Source organism: Candidatus Ponderosibacter sp. Uisw_141_02 (assembly GCF_048087665.1).
In the GTDB taxonomy this organism is placed as follows: Bacteria; Pseudomonadota; Alphaproteobacteria; order Puniceispirillales; family Puniceispirillaceae; genus UBA3439.
The window spans coordinates 1,179,112-1,204,335 of record NZ_CP159807.1 but is presented as its reverse complement, the minus strand read 5'-3'; the positions used below and the strand labels follow the sequence as shown (position 1 = coordinate 1,204,335).

Genomic DNA, 25,224 nt, shown 5'->3' with positions numbered 1-25,224 from the left:
GGTGCGGCCATAAGCCTGCCGCATGCAAATGACAATAATTGTTGGCTTGTGTTTATCTTGCGGCATGCCTATTTTACCGCAATATGGTTATCGGCTTTGTGCCGTAAGGAGATGAACAATGTCACCAGCATCAACAAACGCTGTTTTTTCCGGTTCTTGCACCGCTCTCGTCACGCCTTTTAAAAATGGGCATATTGACAAGGACGCGTTTTGCAAACTGGTTGATTGGCAAATTGAAAATGGTACTGCCGCGCTGATCCCTGTTGGGACAACCGGCGAGTCACCGACATTGTCACATGAAGAACATGATTTTGTTGTCGAGCTATGTATCAAACAGACCGCTGGCCGTGTGCCGGTTATTGCCGGCGCCGGATCAAACAGCACCGCCGAAGCGGTGCGGCTTGCCAAAACTGGCGCAGCGGCTGGCGCGGATGCGGTTCTGATCGTCAGCCCCTATTATAACAAACCAACCCAAGAAGGGCTGTATCAGCATTTTTCAGCCGTTGCCAAAGCCGTTTCCTTGTCAGTTATCGTCTATGATATTCCGGGCCGGTCAATTGTGAAGGTTGATGATGCGACCATGGCGCGCCTTGCTGCTGACCATGCCAATATCACGGGGATCAAGGATGCCACTGCCGATGTTGGGCGTCCAACACGGCTTCGCAATCTTCTTGGGGCTGATTTTGCACAATTATCTGGCGAAGATGCAACTGCCCTTCCATATCTGGCGGCTGGTGGGCATGGCTGTATTTCGGTTACGGCGAATATCGCGCCAAAATTATTGAGTAAAATGCATGCCGCTTGGGCGACTGGTGACATTGCCACCGCGCAAAGCATCAATGAACGCTTGATGCCGCTTCATGATTCGATGTTCTGCGAAGCAAGTCCAGGCCCGGTGAAATATGCGGCTGAATTGCTTGGAATTTGCAGTGCCGAAACGCGTTTACCGCTATGCGAGATTGCACCGGCAAGCAAAGCCCGTGTTAAAGCCGCCCTGCGCAGTGCGGGTTTGCTAAATTAGGGGTATTGCTGGCGCTCACGCCAGCTTGAACGGATAAATCATGGCCAAAGGCACGATCTCGACTGGACGAATTGCGGAAAACCGCAAGGCGCGGCATGAATATCAAATCGAAGAAAAAATCGAAGCTGGCCTGATTTTGCAAGGCAGTGAGGTCAAATCACTGCGAAGCGGACGTGCCAGCATTGCCGAGTCCTATGCTGGTGAGGATAATGGCCGTCTAGTGCTGTTCAACGCCAATATTCCAATTTATGAGCCTGCCCGCGTGAATCACGAACCAAAACGGCCGCGCGAATTATTGGTGAAGGTGCGCGATCGGAACCGTATGCTTGGTCTGATCCGGCGCGAAGGCATGACGTTGGTACCATTAGCCATGTATTTTAATGATCGTGGTGTTGCCAAAATTCAGATTGGCCTCGCCAAAGGGCGTAAAAAGCAAGACAAGCGTCAGGCCGATAAAGACCGGACATGGAGCCGTGACAAGGCGCGTTTGCTTCGCAGCCGTAATAGCTAGCATTTACCCTATCATTCTCGGCAGGCACAGTCGTTTAGACTGGCTTGATCAATTTAGACTGGTAAAGTCTCGGCGTGGCGTAATGGCCGTGCAATCTGATTGCGAAGGTGATCCATCTCGATAAAAATATCGGCCATCCGGCGCAATGAGTCGGCCGCCATTGGCGGCGACGTTTTGGTTGTTGATACCACCGACACCCGAACCCCCATGCCCTGCACATCTTCAAGAAGGCGGCAAAAATCACCATCGCCCGAAAATAAGATGGCGTGATCAATATGTGGTGCCAGTTTCAACATATCGAGGGCAAGTTCCATATCCATATTGCCCTTGGTGCGTTTTTTGCCGGTTTCAGGATCGGTGAATTCACGGGTTAATTTGCTGACAACGGCAAATCCATTGTAATCCAGCCAGTCGATCAATGGCCTTAGCGGCGAAAATTCCTGATCTTCGGGAAGGGCGGTGTAGTAATAGGCGCGGATCAAATTTGCGTTTTGGCTAAAATGGGCATGAAGCTTGGCATAGTCGACATCCATATTTAGCAATCGTGTTGCAGCATAAAAATTCGAACCATCAATAAAAAGTGCTGTTTTTTCGGGTCTCATAGGAAATGTCCAAAAGATATAAATTACAAAATTTAACTTAACTTAATTGTTTTATCGAATAGAACCGATTGGCATTTTTCAAGATGAAACCGCATTAAAATGCTGCTTTTTTCAAAATTTGTCGCCAAATGACAGGTCAAGATATGTTTTTCAAGCGGCAGCATGTTTGTTTGGCTGATAATCATGGCAAATTATGCTACCACCCGTTCCGGTGATAACGACGGCATGGATATGGACAAAATCATGAATTCCCGACTTTTTATCGGACTTGGTGCAAACCTAACACCGGATGGCTATGCAAGCCGACGCGAAGGCTGCGTTGCAGCCGTATCAGCGCTTGCTGACGAGGGGGTGCATTTGTCGGCGCTGTCACGTTGGTATGAATCCGCGCCGGTGCCGATTTCTGACCAGCCTTGGTATCTGAACGCTGTTGCCGAGGCGACAACCGAACTGGACGCTGCATCGACTTTGGCGGCGTTACACAATATTGAACGGCGCTTTGGTCGTGTCAGGACAGAACGCAACGCGGCGCGGGTCCTTGATCTCGATTTGCTTGATTTTGCGGGCATGATTAATGATGCCGGTGACCTGGCGCTGCCGCATCCGCGGTTGCATGAGCGCGCCTTTGTTTTATTGCCGCTAGGTGAATTATGCCCTGATTGGGTGCATCCGCTTAGTGGCATTGCGATTCAAGATTTGATTGCTATGATTCCCGCTGACCAGCAAATCAGGCTTGCCGGATAAATCGAGCCCGTTTAACCGCCGCTTTTTGCTTGTTCAGATCTCGAATTTAGGGTAAACCCCGCTTAGTTTTTGCGCATTTTAGGATTGAACGGTAAGCGCCTGCTAGTGTATCTGGTGTCGCTTTGCCGGAATATGGCTTCATCTTTCGATGAATTTGCCATTTGGTCAATCAGGACAAGGAGATAATCATGGCACGCGTTACCGTTGAAGATTGCATCGAAAAAATCCCAAACCGGTTTGACCTTGTGTTAACAGCTGGCCAGCGCGCACGCGGAATTCTAAAAGGCGATTTGCCGACAATCGATCGTGATAATGACAAAAATCCGGTTGTTGCGCTTCGTGAGATTGCTGCCGAAACGGTTGATCTTGGCGTTCTTGGCGAAGGTTTGATCAAAAAGCTGCAGCGCGTTGCAATCCGTGAAGAGCAAGAAATCCGCGATGATGTAGCGATTGCTGTCGAGGTTGATCTGTCCGAAATGGTTGGCGATTACAGCGATGATGAAGGCGAAACCAGCGGCATGCAGATTGCCAGCCCTGAAGAATTAGAGCCATCAGGCTTTGAAGATGTTGACCTGTCTGAAATGCAGGGTGAAGATTAGACAAAGCGCCAGCACGACACGATATCCGTTCAGGGATCTGCCGGCTGGAATTGGCTAATCGGCTTGGCGGCGAGATGATTGAAGCAGCGGACGCACTCTTTACCAAAATACATGCTTATGATCCGTCTGTAGACGGTGATAAGCTTAAGCGCGCTTTCATCTTCGGCATGGAAGCACATGACGGCCAGACCCGCGCCTCTGGCGAACCCTATTACATTCATCCGATTGCGGTGGCCAATATGCTTGCTGATATGCGGCTTGACCTTGATACGGTGATCACGGCGCTATTGCATGACACGGTCGAAGATTGTGACGTAACACTTGATGCGCTTGACGCGGCCTTTGGCTCAGGCATTGCCCAGCTTGTTGATGGGGTCACAAAACTTAGCCGAATTGGGTTGCAGGCGGGGCAAAACAGCCTTCAGGCCGAAAATTTCCGCAAATTATTGCTGGCAATGAGCGAAGATGTTCGGGTGTTGTTGGTCAAGCTTGCTGACCGCACGCATAACATGAACACGATTGACCATATTCCAAAGCCGGAAAAACGGACCCGCATTGCCCGTGAAACGCTGGAAATCTATGCGCCGCTTGCCGAACGGATCGGTGTGACCAATTTGCAGCATGCGCTCGAAAATGCCGCCTTTGGCGTTTTGCAGGATGAAATGGCGCAAACCATTACCGCAAGACTGGATTACATGGTTAATGAATCCGAAATCATCATTCCGATGATTAGCGTTGAATTGCAGGATGTTGTTGAACGCGGCGGGGTTGAGTGCAGCGTCAGCGGACGGTTGAAATCGTCCTATTCAATCTGGCGGAAAATGCAGCGCAAAAAAGTCACCATGGATCAGCTATCAGATATCATGGCATTTCGTATTTTGGTGCCGTCAACAGCCGATTGCTATCAGGCGCTGGGTAGTCTCCATGCAGCCTATCCCAATGTGATGGGGCGGTTTAAAGATTACATTTCGACCCCAAAGCGCAACGGTTATCAATCGCTTCATACAGGGGTTATCGGGCCGGAAAACCACAAGATTGAAATTCAGGTTCGCACCCCGGAAATGCATACAATTGCCGAATATGGTGTGGCGGCACATTGGAATTATAAAGACCCTTCATCAGATAAAAAACTTCGTAAATTCAAGTGGATTCAAGAATTAGTTGGAATTCTTGATGAAGAAGCTGGGGCTGAAGAATTCCTCGAACATACCAAAATGGACCTTTATCATGATCAGGTGTTTTGCTTTACCCCACGCGGGGATTTGATTGCTTTGCCAAAGGGCGCAACGGCGGTCGATTTTGCCTATGCGGTTCATTCCAAAATTGGCCAGAAATGTTGCGGCGTGCGGATTAATGGCAAAAACCGCCAATTGGCGACCGAGCTGGAAAATGGTGACCAGATTGACATCATCACCAAGGCAACGGCGCGCCCGCTTGCCGAATGGGAAAATTTTGTCAAAACGGGGCGCGCAAAATCGGGCATCAGGCGAGCAGTGCGCGCCGAACGCGCAGTTGAATTTAGCCGGGTTGGCAAATCGATTTTACAAAAGGCATTTTTAGAAGTGAATAAACCGCTGAAAAAGCGGGCAATGGAAAAGATACCGCAGATTTTTGGCGTGCTGAAACCGGAAGATCTCTTTGCGCTTGTCGGTGAGGGGCGCATGCAGCCCGAATTGGTGATCGAAAAAATGTTTCCCGATTTGGCGAAAAGTAAAAAACGCGTTAGGCCAACCGGAGAAACCGACCGGGACCGGTCTAAATCGCGCAAGCCATTGTTGAAAATTCAAGGGGTTAACCCGGGTGTTGCAATTACGATGGCGCGTTGCTGTCATCCTTTGCCGGGTGAAGAAATTGTTGGCATCTTCACCACTGGCAAGGGGGTTACGGTTCATCGCGCCGAATGCGCCACGCTTGTTGATTTTAATGATATGCCTGAATTATGGATGGATGTTGGCTGGGAACACGAAGGGCCAAAACGGGTTATGGGGCGTTTGAATACGGTTCTGTCCAATGAACCTGGTGCCTTGGCCGCGGTTGCCACCATAATCGGCCAGCAAGGTGGCAACATTTCCAATATTCATTTAACTGACCGCAATGCTGATTTTTTCAGTTTTCAGCTTGATCTTGAGGTCAAGGATGTTGAGCATATGCGGACTGTTATCGCTGTGCTTCAAGCCAATAATTTCGTGGAACGTGTCGAGCGGACAAGCAATATTTAGGCTTGGGCTTGCTAATTTATAGGTAGCTAAGATGTTTCGACGTCGTAAACCATTGAGTGTTTTAAAGCAAATGCGCGCTGTGATTTGGCCAGAGCGTGGGTTTCGGCGGCTCTTTTCCTATCTTTTTCAGCGGATTATCAGGCTACCCGGAACACCGGCTTCGATTGCTAGCGGTTTTGCCAGCGGTGTTGCCGCGTCTTTCACGCCGTTTTTGGGGCTGCATTTCATTGTTGCTGGCGCGCTTGCATTGTTGTTTCGCGGCAATGTTTTGGCCTCGGCGATTGGTACTTTTTTCGGCAATCCATGGACTTTTATTCTGATCTGGCTTGCTGATTATGAGGTTGGTTTGTGGGTTATCCATGCCTTTGGCCATGGGGCTGATCTGCATGTTCTGTCGATTGACGAGCTTGGTGCCATCATGGGCAATATCATGCGGTTTCTGTCCTTTACTGGACATATCTCTTGGGCGGATTTATCGCGCGATATTGAACAAGTGTTCATGCCAATGCTGATTGGTGGTACGGTTCTTGGCGCGATTGCTTGGGTCGGCTCGTTTATACTGACCTTATGGGCGGTAAAGGGCTGGCGGCTACATCGGGCAAAACGGTTATTGAAAGCGGCGCAACGGGCAGCAGGTGCTAAAAAAAGCGGCTGATCCAAACCGCTAAATGCGATTATTTATGTGATTTGGGAATGATGAGGATATTTTGTCAAACAATTTAAAGCCATTACGCCTTGGCGTGAATATTGATCACGTTGCAACTTTGCGCAATGCGCGGGGCGGGACGCATCCTAATCCGGTTGCCGCAGCAGAATTAGCCATCAAGGCGGGCGCTGACGGCATTACGGCGCATCTTCGCGAGGATCGCCGTCACATCCGTGATGAAGATATTGCTGCCATCCACAAGGCAATTGATGTGCCATTGAATTTTGAAATGGCAGCAACAATCGAAATGGTGGCCATCGCCCTGAAAACAAAACCAAACGCCGCTTGTATTGTTCCCGAACGCCGCACCGAAGTGACCACCGAAGGCGGACTGTCCGTTGTCGGGCAGGAAGACCGGCTTGCCGATATGTTGGCACCGTTGAAGGCAGCGGGCATTCGCCTGTCGCTATTCATTGAAGCGAACCAGGCTGATATTGACGCGGCAAAACAGATTGGCGCAGATATTGTCGAGCTTCACACAGGCCGTTATTGCCATGATGTCGCTGGCCGCGAAGCTGAATTAAATCGGATTCAACTTGCCGCACGCCATAGTGCCAGCCTTGGCATCGAAACCCATGCTGGTCATGGTCTTGGCTTTGACACGGTTGGGCCGATTGCGGCAATTGCGGAAATGGAAGAATTGAATATCGGCCATTTTTTGATTGGCGAGAGTGTTTTTTGCGGGTTAGAGGCCGCGATCGTCAAAATGCGCCATTTGATGGATGCTGCCCGCAATAATGATCGTCACCGGAAAAACGCATGATCCTTGGAATTGGCACTGATATTGTTGATGCGCGGCGTATCCAAGCCGTGATGGATCGGTATCCTGATAAATTTGCCAAACGCATTTTTTCCGATGCCGAAATGACAGCCGCCAAAAAAGCCAGTAATCAAGCTAGCTATTTTGCCAAGCGTTTTGCGGTGAAAGAAGCGGTGTATAAAGCGCTTAGCGTTTCAGGTGTGTCTGGCTGTGGCTGGCGTGAGGCAGAAACCCTGTCGGCACCAAATGGGGCGCCAATGGTCAATTTGACCGGTCGTTGCAAAACGGCGCTTGAGACAATGACGCCGGATGGGTATAAGGCAGATCTGTCAGTGTCGCTAAGCGACGAGCCTCCCTATGCTTTGGCATTTATCGTGATTAGCGCCGTACCGGCTGAATGGATTAAACCCTAATGGCTAAAAAGCAAAAAGAAAGCAAGTTTGAGCTTGTGAAAACCGTTCTGATCGCTGGCCTGATTGCGCTTGGCTTTCGGTCATTCCTTTTCGAGCCGTTTAATATCCCTTCAGGGTCAATGGTACCAACCTTGCTTGTTGGCGATTATTTGTTTGTCTCGAAATTTTCCTATGGCTATTCGCGCTATTCCTTTCCATTTGGGATTGCGCCTTTTTCCGGCCGGATTTTTGAAGATAAGCCAAAACGCGGTGATGTTGCGGTATTCCGCCAGCCGATGGATCCATCAATCGCCTTTATCAAGCGCGTTGTTGGCCTTCCCGGTGATCAGATTCAGGTTCAGGGCGGCATTCTGCATATCAATGGCGTGCAAGTCGAGCGCACCTATCTTGGCCAAGCAACCGCAACTGACGGCTATTCAATGATGAATTTCAAGGTTTATGAAGAAACCTTGCCAAACGGATCGCGGCATTTAATTCAAGAACGTTCAGATAGCGATTCTTACGATAACACCGCCGTTTATCAGGTGCCTGACGGGCATTATTTCATGATGGGCGATAATCGTGACAATTCGCGTGATAGCCGCACAACCTCGGTTGGGATGGTGCCTGCTGAAAATATGGTCGGTCGAGCCGATCGTCTGTTTTTCAGCCATAATGGCAATGCCCGACTCTGGGAAATCTGGAAATGGCCTTTGGCAATTCGTTATGGCCGCATTGGAGATGGCATCATTTAATGGCTGTTGACCCGCTTGCAACGCTTGAAACATCGATAGGTCATCAATTTGCCGACCGCAATATCCTGCATGAAGCATTAAGCCATTCAAGTCACATTGAGTCCGAGCATAGCTATGAACGTCTCGAATTTCTGGGCGATCGCGTGCTAGGGCTTTTGCTGGCAGATCATTTCTATGCCGCTTTTCCGCAAGATGATGAAGGCGCGTTATCCTTGCGGCTTCACGGCGAGGCGCGGATGTCAACTTTGGCGGTGATTGCCAAGAATTTACAGCTTGCCGAATATATAAAATCGCAAAGCGGGCTGGATATTGCTGGCAATGATGGCGTGATGGCTGATGTTGTCGAAAGCCTGATGGCGGCAATCTATCTTGATGCGGGATTAGAGGCGGCGCGAGAGTTTTTGAACCGGCATTGGCCGTTAAACAGTCGCGCCGATGCTCAAAATGAAAAAGATGCCAAATCGAAATTGCAGGAATGGAGCCTGCAACATGGCCTGGGATTGCCTGCCTATCGCCAATTGGCGAAATCTGGCCCTGATCACGCACCACAAATGACATATGAAGTGAAAATCGAGGGTTATGACGCGGTTGTGGCCACCGCTGGCAGCCGTAAAATTGCCGAACAAACCGCAGCAGCATCCTTGCTGGAATGGCTGCAAGAAAGGACTTCGGGTTCATGACCGATCATAATGAAACTAACGAAACGAACGAAACCACGCCGGCAATCGATTTTACAAACAGCAAAACCAAAGCCGGATTCGTTGCTTTGATCGGCGCGCCTAACGCGGGGAAATCAACTTTGATGAATTCGATGGTCGGTCATAAAGTGTCGATCGTAACGCCAAAGGTGCAAACCACCCGAAGCCGTATTCGGGGCATTGCCATGCATCAGAATGTGCAGATAATTTTTGTCGATACGCCGGGCATTTTTACACCAAAACGGCGGCTTGATCGGGCAATGGTGCAGGCCGCATGGCAAGGTGCGGAAGATGGTGATGTATTGCTGTTGTTGCATGATTGTGCACGGCGGTTGATCGATGAGGATACAAGTAATATCCTGACCAAGCTTGCCGCATCAGGACGGCGGGCGTCGCTGGTTTTGAACAAAATTGATCTGGCACCGCAGGAACGGTTGCTGGAACGCGCCGATGAAATGTCCAAAATCTATGAATTTGAACGTATCTTCATGGTATCGGCCGAAACCGGTAATGGCGTTGCTGATCTGAAATCATGGCTTGCTGGCAAAATGCCTAAAAGCCCGTTTCTGTTTGATCCTGATGATTTGTCGGATATGCCGCTACGGCTTTTGGCGGCGGAAACCTTGCGCGAAAAATTGTTTTTGAATCTTCATCAAGAATTGCCCTATCAACTGACTGTTGAAACCGAAGATTGGCAGGATCGCGACGATGGCAGTGCTGAAGTGCATCTTTCCATATATGTTGCGCGCGAGGGGCATCGCGGCATCATCCTTGGCAAGGGTGGGCAAACCATGCGCCGCATCGGCACCGCAGCGCGTAAAGAGCTGGAAGAAGCGCTTGACCGCCGCGTGCATCTGTTCGCGCATGTGAAATATCGCAAAGATTGGATGGATGATTCGGCGCGCTATAATCTGTGGGATCTTGATTATAATGCCTGATTGGCAAGCCGAAGCCATCATTCTGTCGGTTCGCCCGCATGGCGAGGGTAGTGCCGTTATATCGGTTCTGACCGCCGATTATGGGCGGCATGCCGGATTGGTTCGTGGCGGCGCGTCATCGAAGATGCGTGGCATTATCCAGCCAGGTAATCGAGTTCGGGTTAGCTGGCGGGCGCGGTTAAGCGAGCAACTTGGCCAAATGCAGATTGAATTGGTTCAGTCCGTGCCAGCTTTGTTGCTGGACTCGCCTTTGCGATTATCCGGCGTGGCGTCAATGTGTGCCTTGCTTGATGGGGCGCTTCCCGAACGTGAGGCGCAGCCTGGGCTTTTTGAGGGCAGTGCGGCACTTTTGGATGTGATTGTGCTGGATGATGATAATGCCGGCTGGGTCGAAGGCTATGTTCGCTGGGAATTGGGGCTATTGGCGGCGGTCGGATACCGGCTTGATCTTGCCAGATGCGTTGCCAGCGGCCAGACCAGTGATCTGGCGTTTGTCAGCCCGAAATCAGGTGGTGCGGTGGCGCGTCATCAAGCTGGCAGCTTTGCTAGCCGGATGCTGGCTTTGCCGATGTTCCTGGGCGGCGTTTCCTGCGGTAAACATGATTGGATTGCTGGTTTGGATTTGACCGGCCATTTTCTGTCCAAACGCGTTTTCGCCGCGCATAATTTAGACCTGCCCGCCCAGCGTAAACGTCTAGCCGATATGGTTGATAGTCGCTATAACGGCAAATGATGAAGTGATGAGGCTGTTTTATGCATGATGATGTTGAAATTCCCGCAGGCGGGCGTATTGAACCGACCGCGTTTTCCGACGCCTTATCGGAACGCTATCTTGCCTATGCGCTGTCGACCATCACATCGCGGTCGCTTCCCGATGTCAGGGACGGGTTAAAGCCGGTTCACCGCCGCCTGTTATTTGCGATGCGCCAGCTAAAGCTTGATCCGGGTCAGGGTTTTAAGAAATCAGCGCGTGTTGTTGGTGATGTGATGGGTAAATTCCATCCGCATGGCGATGCAGCGATTTATGATGCGATGGTGCGGTTGGCACAGGAATTTGCCATGCGCTATTGTCTTGTCGAAGGGCAGGGGAATTTCGGCAATATTGATGGCGATAACGCCGCAGCGATGCGCTATACCGAGGCACGCATGACCGAAGTTGCGCGTCTGTTGCTAGATGGTATTGATGAAGATGCGGTTGATTTCCGGCCAACTTATGATGGCGAGTCCGAAGAACCAACCTTGCTTCCTGCGGGCATTCCAAATCTTCTTGCCAATGGCGCGCAGGGGATTGCGGTTGGAATGGCAACATCAATTCCGCCGCATAATATTATCGAACTTGCCGATGCTTCATTGCATCTTATCAAACATCCCAACGCATCAATTGAAACCTTGCTGAATTATGTGAAAGGTCCCGATTTTCCGACTGGTGGCCTGTTAATTGAACCTGCGGATTCGATCAAAGACGCCTATTCAACGGGGCGTGGCGGCTTTCGGGTGCGGGCGAAATGGGAGGTTGAAACCGAAAAGGGCGGGGCATGGCAAATTGTCGTAACCGAAATTCCCTATCAGGTTCAAAAATCACGCCTGATCGAACGTCTTGCCGAAATGTTACAGGCGAAACGCCTGCCAGTGCTAGCCGATATTCGTGACGAGTCGGCTGAAGATATCCGCATTGTTCTTGAGCCAAAATCGCGTCGGCTCGAAGCCGAAGTGGTGATGGAAAGCCTGTTCAAACTTACCGATTTTGAAGTGCGGGTTCCGCTGAACCTCAATGTTCTGGACGCAGATGGCCGTCCGGTGGTGATGAATTTGCGTGAGGCGTTGAACGCATGGCTCGCGCATCGCCGTGTTGTTTTGCAGCGCAGATCGCATCATCGTCTTGGAAAGATCGCCAGCCGGCTTGAAGTGCTTGACGGCTATTTGATCGTCTTTTTAAATATTGACGAAGTGATTGCGATTATTCGTGAGGCCGATCATCCGCGTGATGAATTGATGCGCCGGTTTGGTTTGAATGAAAATCAGGCCAATGCCGTTCTTGATATGCGGCTTCGTTCTTTGCGGCGGCTTGAAGAAATGGCGCTTCGCACCGAGCGTGACAAGCTGGCGGCTGAACAGGATGATTTGAACGCGCTTCTTGGTGATGAGGCACGGCAATGGTCATTCATTGCCAGCCAGATCAAAGATATGAAAGATACCTTTATCAAGGCTGATCATCGCAAGACCATTCTTGCCGAGGCACCTAAGATTGATTTTGACCCAACCGAAATTCTGGTTGAGCGTGAAGCAATTACGGTGATTTGTTCGGCAAATGGCTGGATTAGAGCCATGCGCGGCCATCAGGATCTCGATAGCGATTTCAAATATAAAGAAGGCGATTCAGCAGGCCATGTTCTGCATGCTGAAACGACTGATAAAATCCTGCTTTTTGCTGATAATGGCCGGTTTTACACGCTGTCAGGCGATAAATTACCGCGGGGGCGCGGATTTGGCGAGCCGGTCAGTTTGATGGTCGATCTTCCGGCAGATAGCGATATCGTCAAGCTGGTTCGTGCTGGTGATGGCAAAATGCTTGTCGCGGCAAGCACCGGCCATGGTCTTGTTGTTGATATGCAAGGGGCATTGGCGCAAACGCGAAATGGCAAACAGGTGCTAAATCTTGCCGGATCAGCCCGGGCTGTTGCTTGTGCCATCGTTGCTGGTGATATGGTGGCGTCGGTTGGGGTGAACCGGAAATTGATTGTTTTCGATCTTGAAGACGTGCCGGAAATGGGACGCGGCAAAGGCGTTATTCTGCAGCGGTTCAAAGATGGTGGTCTTGCCGATGTTACGGTGTTTGATAAAGCCAAAGGTCTTAGCTGGCAGGCTGGTGGCGGGCGTGTTCGCACCGAACCTGATTTGTCGACATGGCTGGCACGGCGTGGCGGTTCGGGCAAATTGCCGCCAAATGGCTTTCCGCGCCCAGCTAAATTCACCTAAAGCTAAATTCACCTAGGATAACATTCATCTAAGTAGCTGAAAATTAACGCCAGAAATTAACTAAAAACAGGGCATGCCAATGTCTTTGCTGGTTAATTTGCCGGATTTATAATCGGAATTTCGGCATCTTCAGCAACATCGGTGATCAGCATCTGACCAGGCTTATGCGTTATGGAAATTGGCGGCTTCGCATGAAGAATCGCCGCTTGCGGTGTCACGCCACAAGCCCAGAAAACCGCAATTTCACCATCATCAACCGGCGATGCGTCACCCCAATCGGGTGCATTGAGATCGGCAATGCCAATTTTGGCAGGATCGCCCCAATGAACCGGTGCGCCATGTGCCATTGGAAAATTGGCCGAAATGGCGCGAACCATATCCAGCTTATCAATCGGGATGGCGCGCATGCTGACCACCATTGGCCCTGAAAAAGGGCCGGATTCAATGGTTTTGATGTTGGTTTTAAACATCGGCACCGTTTGATCATGATCAATATGCCAAACCGGAATTCCGGCGCGGATTAGGGCATGTTCAAAGGTGAATGAGCATCCAAGCGCAAAACCAACCATCTGGTCATTCCACAAATCGGTAATATCGCCGACGGTGCCATCCAGAACGCCATGACGATAAATATGATATGATGGCACATCTGACCTGATATCAATATCGGCACCTAATGTTCGCATAAAGGGCGATCCGGTATCGGTAACGCCAACAAGCGGGCAGGGCTTTGGGTTACGCTGGCAAAACCGCATGAAATCAAGCGCATATGATTGCTCTAGAATGACAAGATTTGCCTGCAAAAAGCCATTGGCAAGCCCTGATGTATGATCGCAATAGGCACCTGACCGGATTTTGGCGCGAACGGCAAGCTGGTCGTCTTGGCGCAATTGTTCAAAAGATGTCGCCACAATGCTCTCCTATGGGTGGGTGCTGTTATTCATGAGCGGCGAATAACATCATCGGCAGGTTTCCAGATGCCAGCATCAAAAATTTCAGCAGGCTTGAAACGTTCTTTATAGGCCATTTTCCGGCTTCCCTGCACAAAATAGCCAAGGTATAGCCAATCAAGAGATAATTCCTTGGCAATCGCGAAAAGATCAAGAACCATATAGGTTCCCAATGATCGTTCGGCCTGTTCGGTATCAAAAAAACTGTAAACGGCGCTCAATCCGTCAGATTGGAAATCGGCCAGAACGCTGCCGACAAGACGGTCGTTTTTATCATAATGGCTTACCAGAACCGTCTCGATCGGGCTGTTGTTAATCATGCTGGTAAAATCATCATGATCCATACGCGCCATCTGGCCATCATCATGCCGGCTGGTGACATAGGCCTTGAATAGCCGGTAATGCGCGTTGGTTGGATCGGGTCTTGTGATGCTGCGGGTCAGATCGCTGTTTTTCTTGAGAATGCGCGTCATGTTCCGGCTGGCTTTAAAGGCTGCAACATTCACGCGCCACGGCAAACAGGCATTGCAATTCGGGCAGGCCGGTCGATAAACCCAATTTTCAACACGGCGGAACCCGGCGCGGGCAAGCCCATCATGGCAATGTGGATCAAGGGAAATATCAACAGCAATACGCTGTTCGGTCTGCCCCGCAATATAGGGGCAGTCACTGCGCATGCTAAGGCGCATGGGCAGCGGAATTTTGCGATGAAGCCGTTTGTCCTGATCCATCTTTATAGATTGCCCAAAAGGCAAAGCCCAAATCAAGGTCAATCATATGCAAATCAGGTAATTTTTCCTAACTGGCGCTATCGTCGAGTTGGCGAACCTGAAAATGCGCGGCCCGAAGCGCCGCGATAATTTCGTCAACATGATCTGGCCCTCGCGTTTCGATCACCGCATCAATCTTGGCCAGCTTGGCCGGTACGTCATAGAAAAGGCGCTGATGATAGATTTCGACAATATTGCCACCACATTTGCCAATCGTTGTTGAAATCGCCGCCAACATCCCTGGTTCATCGGAAATATCGATACGCAACCGCGCAATCCGGCCATCGACGGCCATGTTGCGATTCAAGATCGACGCCAGCAGGCGCGGGTCAATATTACCGCCGCAAATCACCACGCCAACCTTTTTACCGGCAAATAGAGCCGGATTTGCATGAATGGCGGCAATGCCCGCAGCACCAGCACCTTCAGACACGACACGTTGCTGTTCAATCAGGGCACCAACAGCCCATTCAAGGTCGCGTTCATCGACCAGTAAAATCTCGTCAACCAATGCGTCAACCACTGGAAGCGTAACACCGCCTGGTTTTTTCACGGCAATGCCTTCAGCCAGGGTTTCACCACCACAGGTGATCTCCTTGCCTTCGACTGCCAGCTTCATGCTTGGGTATAGTTCGGTCTGCACACCGTAAATCTTGATATTAGGGCGCATATCGCGGGCGATTGTGGCAATACCGCCCATCAGGCCGCCACCGCCAATTGGCACAACAAGAATATCAAGATCGGGCTGGTCAATCAGCATTTCCAGACCGGCCGTGCCTTGCCCCATCATCACCAATTCATTGTCATAGGGATGGATCAGCGTTAGGCCATGTTCCTGAATAAGCGCATTTACCGTGCCTTCGCATTCATTGAGGTTGCGTCCCTCAAGAACAACCTTGGCACCAAAGGCGCGGGTGCGCGCCACTTTGGCAAAGGGAGTTTGGGCTGGCATGACAATGGTTGCCGGAATGCCCATATGTTCGGCGTGATAGGCCACCGCTTGGGCATGATTGCCTGCCGACATGGCAATGACGCCAAGCTGGCGTTGTTTATCGTTCAAGCCAAGCATTGCATTCAGCGCACCACGCGCCTTGAATGATGATGTATGCTGTAAACATTCCAGTTTCAAAAACAGGTCGCAGCCCAAATTGCGCGATAACATTGGCGCTTCAAGCATTGGTGTGCGGATGATTTGCCCGTCCAGCCGGACGGCTGTGTCTCTGATTTGATCGGCTGTTACCGCCATAATGTAATCCCCCTTATGGCAATCCTATTCGCGTCATGCGTTTTCACGCATTGTTCGATTGGCCACTGCCACCTTTATAAGCTGCCAATATTATGACCTTCATTTGCGTCTTTATACCAGTAAAACTGGATGATTGCCGTTATCTATCTGCATAGGTGACGCGGCGATGGCCTGACAACGACCGATTATAAACAAGCTTTGCCATGGTCTGTTCCGGCACTGCGGTCTGATGGGGAAAACTACGCGCAACTAGCGCCGAATCATCATTGCAATTTCAGGCGCAAAATAGGTCAAAACAGCATCGGCACCCGCGCGTTTGAAACAGGTCGTGGCTTCAAGAATGGTGCGTTCGCGATCAAGCCAGCCCTTTTCGAATGACGCGCATAGCATCGAATATTCGCCCGATACCTGATAGGCAATGCATGGCACGCCAAATTCGGCCTTGGCGCGTGCCAGAATATCCAGATAGGGCATCCCCGGTTTGACAATGACCATGTCGGCACCTTCGGCAAGATCAAGCGCAATTTCATGCATCGCTTCATCGCTATTGGCCGGATCCATTTGATAGGTCAATTTGCCTGCCTTGCCAAGCGATGCACCAGCTCGCACCGCATCGCGGAACGGCCCGTAAAATCCAGATGCATATTTCGCCGCATAGGCCATGATTTGCACATTGTGATGCCCAGAAGCATCAAGCGCAGCGCGAATTTCGCCAACGCGGCCATCCATCATATCTGAAGGGGCGATGATATCGCATCCGGCATTGGCCTGATGCACTGCCTGTTCGCACAAAACCGTAATGGTTTCGTCATTTAAAATTTCGTCCCCATCCAGCAAACCGTCATGCCCATGCGCGGTAAAGGGGTCAAGCGCAACGTCACAGATGATGCCAAGATCGGGAAAGGCGGCTTTGACCGCGCTGACCGCACGGCACACAAGATTGTCACCATCGCGGGCAAGGCTGCCTGACGCGTCCTTTAATGCGGCGTCGATTGACGGGAAAATGGCAATTGCGGGAATTGTTAATTCAACCGCTTTGGCCGCCTGTTGCAAAAGCTGATCAATCGAGTAGCGGAAAACACCGGGCATGGCATCAATTGGCTCGGCCATGTTCTGTCCCTCAATCACAAAAAGAGGCCAGATAAGATCGGCAGTATCAAGGCGGGTTTCGGCAACAAGCCGACGCGAAAATGCCGTCATCCGGTTGCGCCGCATCCTTGTGGAAGGGTATTGACCTCGGCTCATGGGCTGTTTAATCCGTAATTGATATGAAAAACCACCTATTCATAACGATCTGGGAAGATTTCCGCAATGCCACAGGCGCATATTCATTTTGACGTTATTAATGGTGCCGGTCTTGTCACGCTTGATCGACCAAAGGCGTTGAATGCGCTAACCGTCGAGATGGTCACTGATTTACGGCAGGTTCTGCTTGGCTGGCGTGATGATCCAGCGATCAGCCATGTGGTGATCGCCAGCAGTGCGCCACGCGCCTTTTGCGCTGGTGGTGATATCCGGCAGGCGCGCGAAACCATCATCGCCAACGGTTTTGACGAGGCAGATACCTTTTTTCGAGGTGAATATCTGGTTGATTTGGCGATTGCCGAATTTGGCAAACCGATTATCGCGCTGTGTGATGGTGTTGTTATGGGTGGCGGTGCTGGTCTTGCCGAACATTGCACCCATATCATCATGAGTGAAACGACACGCTTTGCGATGCCGGAAACCAGCATTGGCCTGTTTCCTGATGTTGGGGCAAGCCTGTTTCTTGGCCGCTGCCCTATGCCAGTTGCCCGATTGCTTGGCATGACCGGATATATCATTCATGGTGCTGATTGCATGATGCTTGGCCTTGCCACATCAATGGCTGCTTCTGAACAGATGGTAGGATTGAAACAATCACTTCTTGATTGCACCGCATCTGAAATTGATCAGGTTATTGCTGACTTTAAAATGGATCCGGGGGTGCCAGCCCTAAACCATCATATGCCGGTAATTGACCGTATTTTTGGGGGGGATGTGACCCCTGAACAGATGCAGGAACGCGCCGAAGATATGGCGTTGATGCGGCCGAATGATAAATTGGTTAGCCATGTTGTAACGGCCTTTGCCACGCGTTGTCCGGTCTCGATCAAGCTGTTTTGGCGTTTGTTGCAAATGGCCGATGACATTACCGATATTGGCGCGGTGCTAACACTTGATTACCATCTTGCGATGCGCATGATTCGGCGTGGCGATTATATCGAAGGCGTTCGTGCTGTTCTGGTTGATCGGGATAATGCGCCAAAATGGTCGCCAAACAGCCTTGCGCTTGTTGATAAGGCTTTGTTGGATGAGCTTTTTGACGAAGACGGCTTGCCGCCCTTGTGTTAAAGATATTCTCATCCTAACTTGACCCGTCTATGTCATCATCAGGATATCGGTTAGGCCAAACCGTTACATGTGATTGTGCCATCTTCATTAAAGGAAACCCGATGCGTTTAAGTCAGTATTTTTTGCCGGTTCTAAAAGAAACCCCGAAAGAGGCACAGATTGCCTCGCATCGTCTGATGCTGCGTGCGGGGATGATTCAGCAATCGAGTGCCGGAATCTATTCATGGTTGCCACTTGGCAAGCGCGTTCTTGACAAGATTGCTACGATCGTTCGCGAAGAACAGGATCGTTCCGGCGCATTGGAAATTTTGATGCCGACCCTGCAACCAGCCGAAATCTGGCAGGAATCGGGGCGTTATGACGATTATGGTGCGGAAATGCTTCGCGTCAAAGACCGACATGATCGCGATATGCTTTATGGGCCAACCAATGAAGAACAGGTTACCGATATTTTCCGGTCACATGTCCGAAGCTATAAGGCGCTGCCGCTGAATCTGTATCATATCCAGTGGAAATTCCGCGATGAGGTTCGGCCGCGTTTTGGCATTATGCGTGGCCGTGAATTTTTGATGAAAGATGCTTATTCTTTTGATCTTGATGCTGATGGCGCACGCACAGCCTACAATAAAATGTTTGTTTCCTATCTGAAAACCTTTGAGCGGATGGGGCTGACGGCGATTCCGATGGAGGCCGACACTGGTCCAATTGGTGGCGATATGAGTCATGAATTCATCATTCTGGCCGAAACTGGCGAAAGTGATGTTTATTTCCATAAAGATTGGTTAAAGGCCGATTTGCTCGCCGAAATCGACTATGACGCCGATTTGCAGCCCTTTGTCGATAAATTCACATCAATCTATGCGCGGGCCGATGAAAAGCATGATCCGGCAACCTGTCCGGTAGATGATGCTGATTTGATGACCCTGCGCGGCATTGAAATTGGCCATATCTTTTATTTTGGCACCAAATATTCGGCGGCAATGGGCGCGGTGGTCTCGGGGCCTGATGGCAAAAACGTTCCGGTTCATATGGGGTCTTACGGCATTGGCGTTTCGCGCCTTGTTGGTGGCATTATCGAAGCGAGTCACGATGATAAAGGCATTATCTGGCCTGATTCGGTTGCACCATTCGGCGTTGCCGTGGTGAATCTAAAGCCGGGCGATGCGGTTTGTGATTCCGCCAGCCAGTCATTATATGACCAGCTTGCCGCGGCAGGATGTGATCCGCTGATTGATGATCGTGATGAACGGCCAGGGGCAAAGCTTGCAGCCATGGATTTGATTGGTATTCCGTGGCAGATTGTTGTTGGGCCACGCGGTATGGATAATGGCGTGGTTGAGGTGAAGCGGCGTAAAACTGGTGAAACCAGGGAGGTGTCTACTGAAGCTGCCTTGACCATGGTTTGTGCCAAATCATAGGCCAAGCTGGAAAGCCATAATTGGCAGGAACCTGATAAAGGCGAAAAGGGCGGTTTAATGCGGTATTTTTTCTCTCCGGTTGAACGGATGCTGGCGTTTCGCTATATGCGATCGCGCCGCGCCGACGGGTTTATTTCGGTCATTGCCTGGTTTTCACTGGCCGGTATCACGCTTGGCGTTGCCACATTGATTGTTGTCATGTCAGTGATGAACGGGTTTCGCGCTGAATTGGTTGGCCGTATTTTAGGGCTGAATGGTCATGTTGCGGTTTATTCGAAACAGGCAGGCGGCATTGCTGATTTTGATCAGCTTGCCCTTAAAATCACCGATATGCCTGATGTGATTGCGGTCACGCCGCAGATCGAAGGCCAGGTCATGGCAACCCAGAACCGGGTTAGCATTGGCGCGGTGGTGCGCGGCGTGCGCTGGTCAGATTTGGCGGTTCGCAAACCGCTATGGGATTCGCTTGATGAAGGTGATATCAACCGGTTTCGCAATGAAACTGGTGTTTTAATTGGTCGTGAGATGGCGTTTAAGCTTGGCGTGAAGGCAGGCGATAGCGTCACGCTGACAACCGCCAAAGGCAAAGCCACGGCTTTTGGCACGGTGCCAACAAGGCGCAAATTCAAAATCGCCGGCGTGTTTCATGTTGGCATGTATGAATATGATTCCAGCTTTGTGTTTATGCCACTTGATCTGTCAGCGACTTTTCTTGGCTATGAAAAAAGCGTATCCGGTCTTGAAATCTATGTGTCAGCGCCAGAACAGATTGCAACGCTTCGTCAATCGGTTGCACAAACAGTCGGGCCTGATTTGCGGGTTTTTGACTGGATTGACCGAAATCGCAGTTTCTTGAATGCGCTTCGGGTTGAACGTAATGTGATGTTTTTGATTTTGACGCTGATTATCCTTGTTGCCGCCTTTAACATTATTTCATCCATGATCATGCTTGTGCGGTCAAAAAATGCCGATATTGCGGTTTTGCGCACAATGGGCGCCAGCGGTGGCAGTATTATCCGAATCTTTTTGATGACAGGGGCAAGTATTGGCATTGTCGGTACGTTTGCCGGCACCGTCGTTGGCATATTGTTTTGTTGGAATATTGATACGATTAAACAGGCTATTGAAAGCCTGTCAGGAGCCGAATTATTTGCTGCTGAAATCTATTTCCTGTCGAATTTGCCAGCCAAGGTCGATCCGCAAGAAGTATTGATGGTGGTGTTGATGGCACTTGGTCTATCTTTCCTTGCCAGCCTATATCCGGCGTGGCGGGCATCGCGGATCGCACCGGCCGAGGCATTGCGTTATGAATAATCCATCAGAGATGAAAACACCTGCGCCATTATTGGAATTGCGCAATGTGCAGCGAAGCTATCTTCAAGGCTCGGTCAAGCTGGATGTGCTGAATAGTGCAAGCCTTTCGGTTCGTGCTGGCGAAATGAAAGCGCTGGTTGGGCCGTCAGGTTCGGGAAAATCAACGCTGTTGAATATTGCGGGTCTTTTGGAACGTCCTGATGCCGGTGAAGTTTTGATTGATGGTGTTGATGCTAGCAAGCTTGGCCGCGGTAAGCGGGGCAATCTGCGCCAAAGCCATATTGGGTTTGTGTTTCAATTTCACCGTCTTTTGCCGGAATTTTCGGCGCTTGAAAATGTGATGATTCCGCAAATGCTGAACGGGCTTGATCGGAATGAGGCGGCAACACGCGCTGAACAGTTATTGGTCATGGTTGGATTGCAAGCGCGCGCCGATCACCGGCCTGGGCTGTTATCGGGTGGTGAGCAGCAACGTGTTGCGATTGCCCGATCAGTGGCAAATGCGCCGCGGGTATTGCTGGCTGACGAGCCAACCGGCAATCTAGACCCTGACACGGCAAAAGACGTATTTCATCATTTGGCAATGATTACGCGGGCAACCGGCACGGCGGCATTGGTGGTAACGCATAACCAGCAATTGGCCCTTAATATGGATTCAATTCTGACCATTAGTGACGGTAAAATCATCTCAATTGGCTAGCTTTCACTGCAGCGTTTAGGGTAGTGTTTGGGAGCGCCTTATTCATTGCTGAAAGCCCGTGATGCCAGCCAATTTTGTCCATCTTAGACTGCATAGCGCCTATTCGCTGGCCGAATCGACATTGCGAATCAAAAGTCTGTCGGGGCTGATTGCCGATGATCGCCAACCCGCCGCAGCGATTACCGATACCAATAATATGTTTGGTGCGTTGGAATTTGCCCAAACGCTAATCGGTGCCGGCATCCAGCCGATTATGGGAACCCAGCTCAATCTGGAAGATGCGCAGGGGCAGGGCGAAATTGTGCTTCTGGCTCAAACCGACCTTGGCTATACTAATCTTTCAAAATTATTATCCAAAACATTGCTTGACGCTGATTCGGTTCATGACCCGTCATGTTCGCTTAACGATCTCGAAGCGCATGCCGAAGGGCTCATTCTTTTAAGCGGCGGCGCCTTGGCCGGTTTTGTTGGTGCGCCTGCCGGTGATGGCAAGCCAACATTGGCGGCGGCACGCGCTGACCGGCTTGTGGCGATCTTTGGTGATCGGTTCTATATTGAGTTACAGCGTCACGGCCTTGGCATTGAACGCACAGCCGAGCCGCATCTTCTGGAAATTGCCGATCGGTTACATCTGCCATTAGTGGCGACAAATGATTGCCGGTTTGAAAATGCAGCGATGAGCCAGCCACATGATACGCTTGTTTGTATTGGCACTGGCCATAAATTTTCTGAAACAAATAGACCGCGCTTCTCGCCCGAGCATTACTTTAAAACAGCTGCCCAAATGTCTGAATTATTTGAAGATATTCCTGAGGCAATTTCAAACACATTGGTGATAGCCAAACGCTGTAGTACAATGGTAAGGCAGCGCGATCCGATCTTGCCGCCTTTTGAGTCAGCCGATGGGCGCAATGAAGAAGATGAACTAACCGTGCAGGCGGAAGCAGGATTGCAAAGCCGCATGCAGCGCCATGTTTATGACGACACCATGGATGAGGCGGCGCGCGCGGTGATCGCAAAGCCCTATTTTGACCGCTTGGCCTTTGAGTTGAATGTGATCAAACAAATGGGCTTTCCGGGTTATTTTCTGATCGTTGCCGATTTTATCCAATGGGCAAAGGCGCAGAATATTCCGGTAGGGCCCGGTCGTGGTTCAGGTGCGGGGTCGGTGGTGGCATGGGCGTTGTTGATTACCGATCTTGACCCATTGAAATGGGGCTTGCTGTTTGAACGGTTTTTGAACCCTGAGCGTGTTTCAATGCCTGATTTTGATATTGATTTTTGTCAGGATCGGCGCGACGAGGTGATTAGCTACGTTCAAGAGAAATACGGACATGACAAGGTTGCGCAAATCATCACCTTTGGGTCTTTGCAGGCGCGTGCCGCACTTCGTGATGTTGGGCGTGTTTTTGAAATGCCCTATGGTCAGGTTGACCGGATTGCAAAGCTGATTCCCAATAACCCCGCTAAACCAACGACGATTGCGCAAGCGGTTGCCTCCGAAGAGGAATTGCGCAAACAACGCCGTGAAGATGAGCAGGTTGCTGAAATGATTGATGTGTCAATGAAGCTTGAAGGGCTTTATCGGCACGCCTCGACGCATGCGGCGGGTTTGGTGATCGGTGACCGGCCTCTTGCCGAGCTGGTGCCGCTTTATCGCGACCCGCGATCGGATATGCCGGTAACGCAATTCAATATGAAGTGGGTTGAAAAGGCGGGGCTTGTCAAATTTGACTTTCTGGGTTTGAAAACCCTGACCGTTTTACAACGAGCTGTTGAATTTATTGGCAAGCGGGGCATTGAACTTGATCTTGGCGCAATCCCACTTGATGACAAGCTAACCTTTGACATGCTGTCGAATGGTGACACGGTTGGCGTGTTCCAGTTGGAATCCAGCGGCATGCGCGACGTTCTTCGCGGGCTAAAGCCTGACCGTTTTGAAGATATTATTGCGGTTGTGGCACTTTATCGTCCGGGACCGATGGAAAATATCAAAGATTATGTTGCGCGAAAGCATGATCCATCACAAATCACCTACATGCATCCCGATCTCGAACCGGTTCTGGCCGAAACCTATGGCATCATGATCTATCAGGAACAGGTGCAGCAGGCGGCGCGTGTACTTGCCGATTACACGCTTGGTGCAGCCGATATTCTGCGCCGTGCGATGGGAAAAAAGATCAAAGAAGAAATGGAAGAGCAGCGCCAGATTTTCATCACTGGCGCAACAAAACATGGCTTGTCCAAACAATTGGCATCGGATGTGTTTGAACAGATCGCGGCCTTTGCTGGTTATGGCTTTAACAAATCGCACGCGGCGGCCTATGCGCTGGTGTCCTATCAAACAGCCTATCTGAAGGCGAATTACCCTGTGGAGTTCCTGGCTGCCTCGATGGCGCTTGATGCGGGTCATACTGAAAAACTTGCGGTGTTCCGGCAAGAATGTCAGCAAAAAAACATTGGCGTTCTGCCGCCTGATATCAATAAATCATCATCAGGATTTGCGGTTGAAGAGGTTGCTTCGGTCAGCGGCACGCCGGAATTAGCGGTTCGCTACGCCTTGTCGGCGATTAAAAATGTTGGCGCTGAGGCGATGCGCCGTCTAACCGAAATCCGAAAGGCCGATGGTGCTTTCACCTCATTGAAAGATCTTTTGCAAAGATTGCCGCGCGAGGTGATTAATCGTCGCCAGATGGAAAATCTTGTGCGGGCAGGGGCGCTTGATAAAATTCACGGCAACCGCCGCGAATTGATCGAAAACATGGATTTAATCCTATCGCATGCCGATGCGATGCGCCGCGAAGCCGAATCAAATCAGGTTAGCCTGTTTGGTGGTGATTCGGATATAATTGATGACAGTATCCGCCTGCGCGAAACCAACGATTGGGCGGGTATGGATCGCCTGAAAGAAGAATTTGACGCGCTTGGTCTCTATTTGTCGGCTCACCCGCTTGATAGCTATGCCAGTCAGCTTGGACGGCTTCGAGTTACATCACATGCAGCGTTAAATGATTTGGTGACGGCAGGACAGGCACCGCAACGCGTTAACCTTGCCGGTTCGGTGACGGCAAAACAGGTGCGTGTCTCGCAACGCGGTAATCGATTTGCCTTTATTCAATTTACCGATCAGACCGGCGTTTTTGAAGTGACCTTCTTTTCAGATGTTCTTGCCGAAGCAAATGATCTTCTTGATTCGGAAAAGCCATTGCTGATTTCGGCCAATTTGAAGGTCGAAGATAACGGGCCGCGCCTGCTGGCAGCGCGGGTTCAACTGCTTGATGATGCTATTGCCGCGTGGCATGGCGGTGTGGCTTTGTGGGTGCAGGATGAAAAGCCGTTAAAATCACTGAAAGAAGCCCTGAAATCAGACGGGCCTGGTAAGGCTGAGGTCAAGATCCAGCTAATCGTAAAAGGACAAGAAGTTTGTATTGGGCTTCCGGGTCGTTTCAAGCTAAGCGGCGATTTGCGGCAGGAATTGCGGCGCATGCCCGGAATTTTGAATGTTCGTGAATTATAATGACCTTTTGTTGGC

Annotated in this window: 23 protein-coding genes; 18 read left to right on the top strand and 5 right to left on the bottom strand. The window is 50.6% G+C overall.

Annotation, left to right across the window (positions count from 1 at the left end):
- Nucleotides 1-118: 118 nt before the first annotated feature.
- Both dapA and smpB read left to right on the top strand, forming a co-directional pair.
- Nucleotides 119-1,021 (top strand): 4-hydroxy-tetrahydrodipicolinate synthase, encoded by a 903-nt coding sequence (gene dapA / locus ABXT40_RS06120; protein ID WP_443644748.1) that lies wholly within the window; start codon nt 119-121, stop codon nt 1,019-1,021.
- A 40-nt stretch (nt 1,022-1,061) separates the two neighbouring features.
- Nucleotides 1,062-1,532, top strand: coding sequence for an SsrA-binding protein SmpB (gene smpB / locus ABXT40_RS06115; protein WP_443644747.1), 471 nt, complete (start codon nt 1,062-1,064; stop codon nt 1,530-1,532).
- 53 nt (nt 1,533-1,585) lie between these two features.
- On the opposite strand, the gene ABXT40_RS06110 is transcribed toward smpB, so the two are convergent.
- A complete protein-coding gene (locus ABXT40_RS06110; RefSeq protein ID WP_443644746.1) occupies nt 1,586-2,134 on the bottom strand; it encodes a LabA-like NYN domain-containing protein in 549 nt (182 codons plus the stop codon).
- 183 nt (nt 2,135-2,317) lie between these two features.
- Here ABXT40_RS06110 and folK point away from each other — a divergent pair, with 183 nt between their 5' ends.
- The 11 genes from folK (at nt 2,318) to parC (ending at nt 12,921) form a co-directional block, all read left to right on the top strand.
- The gene (gene folK / locus ABXT40_RS06105; protein ID WP_443644745.1) at nt 2,318-2,878 is read left to right on the top strand and encodes a 2-amino-4-hydroxy-6-hydroxymethyldihydropteridine diphosphokinase; all 561 of its coding nucleotides are present in this window, start codon (nt 2,318-2,320) and stop codon (nt 2,876-2,878) included.
- A 188-nt stretch (nt 2,879-3,066) separates the two neighbouring features.
- Nucleotides 3,067-3,477, top strand: coding sequence for a DNA-directed RNA polymerase subunit omega (gene rpoZ / locus ABXT40_RS06100; RefSeq protein WP_443644744.1), 411 nt, complete (start codon nt 3,067-3,069; stop codon nt 3,475-3,477).
- A 74-nt stretch (nt 3,478-3,551) separates the two neighbouring features.
- Entirely contained in the window at nt 3,552-5,696 is a 2,145-nt protein-coding gene (locus ABXT40_RS06095; protein ID WP_443646933.1) for a RelA/SpoT family protein, read from the top strand.
- A gap of 31 nt (nt 5,697-5,727) precedes the next feature.
- Nucleotides 5,728-6,351, top strand: coding sequence for a DUF2062 domain-containing protein (locus ABXT40_RS06090; RefSeq protein WP_443646932.1), 624 nt, complete (start codon nt 5,728-5,730; stop codon nt 6,349-6,351).
- Between the two features lie 52 nt (nt 6,352-6,403).
- The gene (locus tag ABXT40_RS06085; protein ID WP_443646931.1) at nt 6,404-7,165 is read left to right on the top strand and encodes a pyridoxine 5'-phosphate synthase; all 762 of its coding nucleotides are present in this window, start codon (nt 6,404-6,406) and stop codon (nt 7,163-7,165) included.
- A complete protein-coding gene (acpS, locus tag ABXT40_RS06080; RefSeq protein WP_443646930.1) occupies nt 7,162-7,575 on the top strand; it encodes a holo-ACP synthase in 414 nt (137 codons plus the stop codon). Before ABXT40_RS06085 ends, acpS begins: the two co-directional genes overlap by 4 nt.
- On the top strand, nt 7,575-8,309 hold the full coding sequence (gene lepB / locus ABXT40_RS06075) for a signal peptidase I (protein WP_443646929.1): 735 nt from the start codon (nt 7,575-7,577) through the stop codon (nt 8,307-8,309). The genes acpS and lepB overlap by 1 nt, the downstream gene beginning before the upstream one ends.
- Nucleotides 8,309-8,989, top strand: a complete 681-nt coding sequence (gene rnc / locus ABXT40_RS06070; RefSeq protein WP_443646928.1) for a ribonuclease III — start codon at nt 8,309-8,311, stop codon at nt 8,987-8,989. Before lepB ends, rnc begins: the two co-directional genes overlap by 1 nt.
- Nucleotides 8,986-9,945, top strand: coding sequence for a GTPase Era (gene era, locus ABXT40_RS06065; RefSeq protein ID WP_443646927.1), 960 nt, complete (start codon nt 8,986-8,988; stop codon nt 9,943-9,945). Before rnc ends, era begins: the two co-directional genes overlap by 4 nt.
- Entirely contained in the window at nt 9,938-10,678 is a 741-nt protein-coding gene (recO, locus tag ABXT40_RS06060) for a DNA repair protein RecO (protein WP_443646926.1), read from the top strand. The genes era and recO overlap by 8 nt, the downstream gene beginning before the upstream one ends.
- 20 nt (nt 10,679-10,698) lie before the next feature.
- Complete coding sequence (gene parC / locus ABXT40_RS06055; RefSeq protein WP_443646925.1) at nt 10,699-12,921, top strand: DNA topoisomerase IV subunit A; 2,223 nt, start codon at nt 10,699-10,701, stop codon at nt 12,919-12,921.
- 92 nt (nt 12,922-13,013) lie between these two features.
- Here parC and ABXT40_RS06050 read toward each other — a convergent pair whose 3' ends face one another.
- The 4 genes from ABXT40_RS06050 to hemB all read right to left on the bottom strand — a co-directional run bounded on the left by ABXT40_RS06050 (nt 13,014) and on the right by hemB (nt 17,132).
- Nucleotides 13,014-13,832 carry a putative hydro-lyase gene (locus ABXT40_RS06050; protein WP_443646924.1) on the bottom strand — a complete coding sequence of 273 codons (819 nt, stop codon included), beginning with the start codon at nt 13,830-13,832 and terminating at the stop codon, nt 13,014-13,016.
- Nucleotides 13,833-13,861: 29 nt separating this feature from the next.
- Nucleotides 13,862-14,602, bottom strand: a complete 741-nt coding sequence (locus ABXT40_RS06045; protein ID WP_443646923.1) for an arginyltransferase — start codon at nt 14,600-14,602, stop codon at nt 13,862-13,864.
- Between the two features lie 67 nt (nt 14,603-14,669).
- Nucleotides 14,670-15,887 carry a threonine ammonia-lyase gene (locus tag ABXT40_RS06040; protein ID WP_443646922.1) on the bottom strand — a complete coding sequence of 406 codons (1,218 nt, stop codon included), beginning with the start codon at nt 15,885-15,887 and terminating at the stop codon, nt 14,670-14,672.
- Between the two features lie 249 nt (nt 15,888-16,136).
- The gene (gene hemB / locus ABXT40_RS06035) at nt 16,137-17,132 is read right to left on the bottom strand and encodes a porphobilinogen synthase (protein WP_443646921.1); all 996 of its coding nucleotides are present in this window, start codon (nt 17,130-17,132) and stop codon (nt 16,137-16,139) included.
- A 66-nt stretch (nt 17,133-17,198) separates the two neighbouring features.
- Here hemB and ABXT40_RS06030 point away from each other — a divergent pair, with 66 nt between their 5' ends.
- The 5 genes from ABXT40_RS06030 to dnaE all read left to right on the top strand — a co-directional run bounded on the left by ABXT40_RS06030 (nt 17,199) and on the right by dnaE (nt 25,209).
- Nucleotides 17,199-18,260, top strand: a complete 1,062-nt coding sequence (locus ABXT40_RS06030; protein WP_443646920.1) for an enoyl-CoA hydratase/isomerase family protein — start codon at nt 17,199-17,201, stop codon at nt 18,258-18,260.
- A 101-nt stretch (nt 18,261-18,361) separates the two neighbouring features.
- A complete protein-coding gene (gene proS, locus ABXT40_RS06025) occupies nt 18,362-19,678 on the top strand; it encodes a proline--tRNA ligase (protein ID WP_443646919.1) in 1,317 nt (438 codons plus the stop codon).
- Between the two features lie 57 nt (nt 19,679-19,735).
- Nucleotides 19,736-20,992, top strand: a complete 1,257-nt coding sequence (locus ABXT40_RS06020; protein ID WP_443646918.1) for a lipoprotein-releasing ABC transporter permease subunit — start codon at nt 19,736-19,738, stop codon at nt 20,990-20,992.
- The gene (locus ABXT40_RS06015; protein ID WP_443646917.1) at nt 20,985-21,692 is read left to right on the top strand and encodes an ABC transporter ATP-binding protein; all 708 of its coding nucleotides are present in this window, start codon (nt 20,985-20,987) and stop codon (nt 21,690-21,692) included. Before ABXT40_RS06020 ends, ABXT40_RS06015 begins: the two co-directional genes overlap by 8 nt.
- 61 nt (nt 21,693-21,753) lie before the next feature.
- Entirely contained in the window at nt 21,754-25,209 is a 3,456-nt protein-coding gene (gene dnaE / locus ABXT40_RS06010; RefSeq protein WP_443646916.1) for a DNA polymerase III subunit alpha, read from the top strand.
- Nucleotides 25,210-25,224 lie beyond the last annotated feature (15 nt).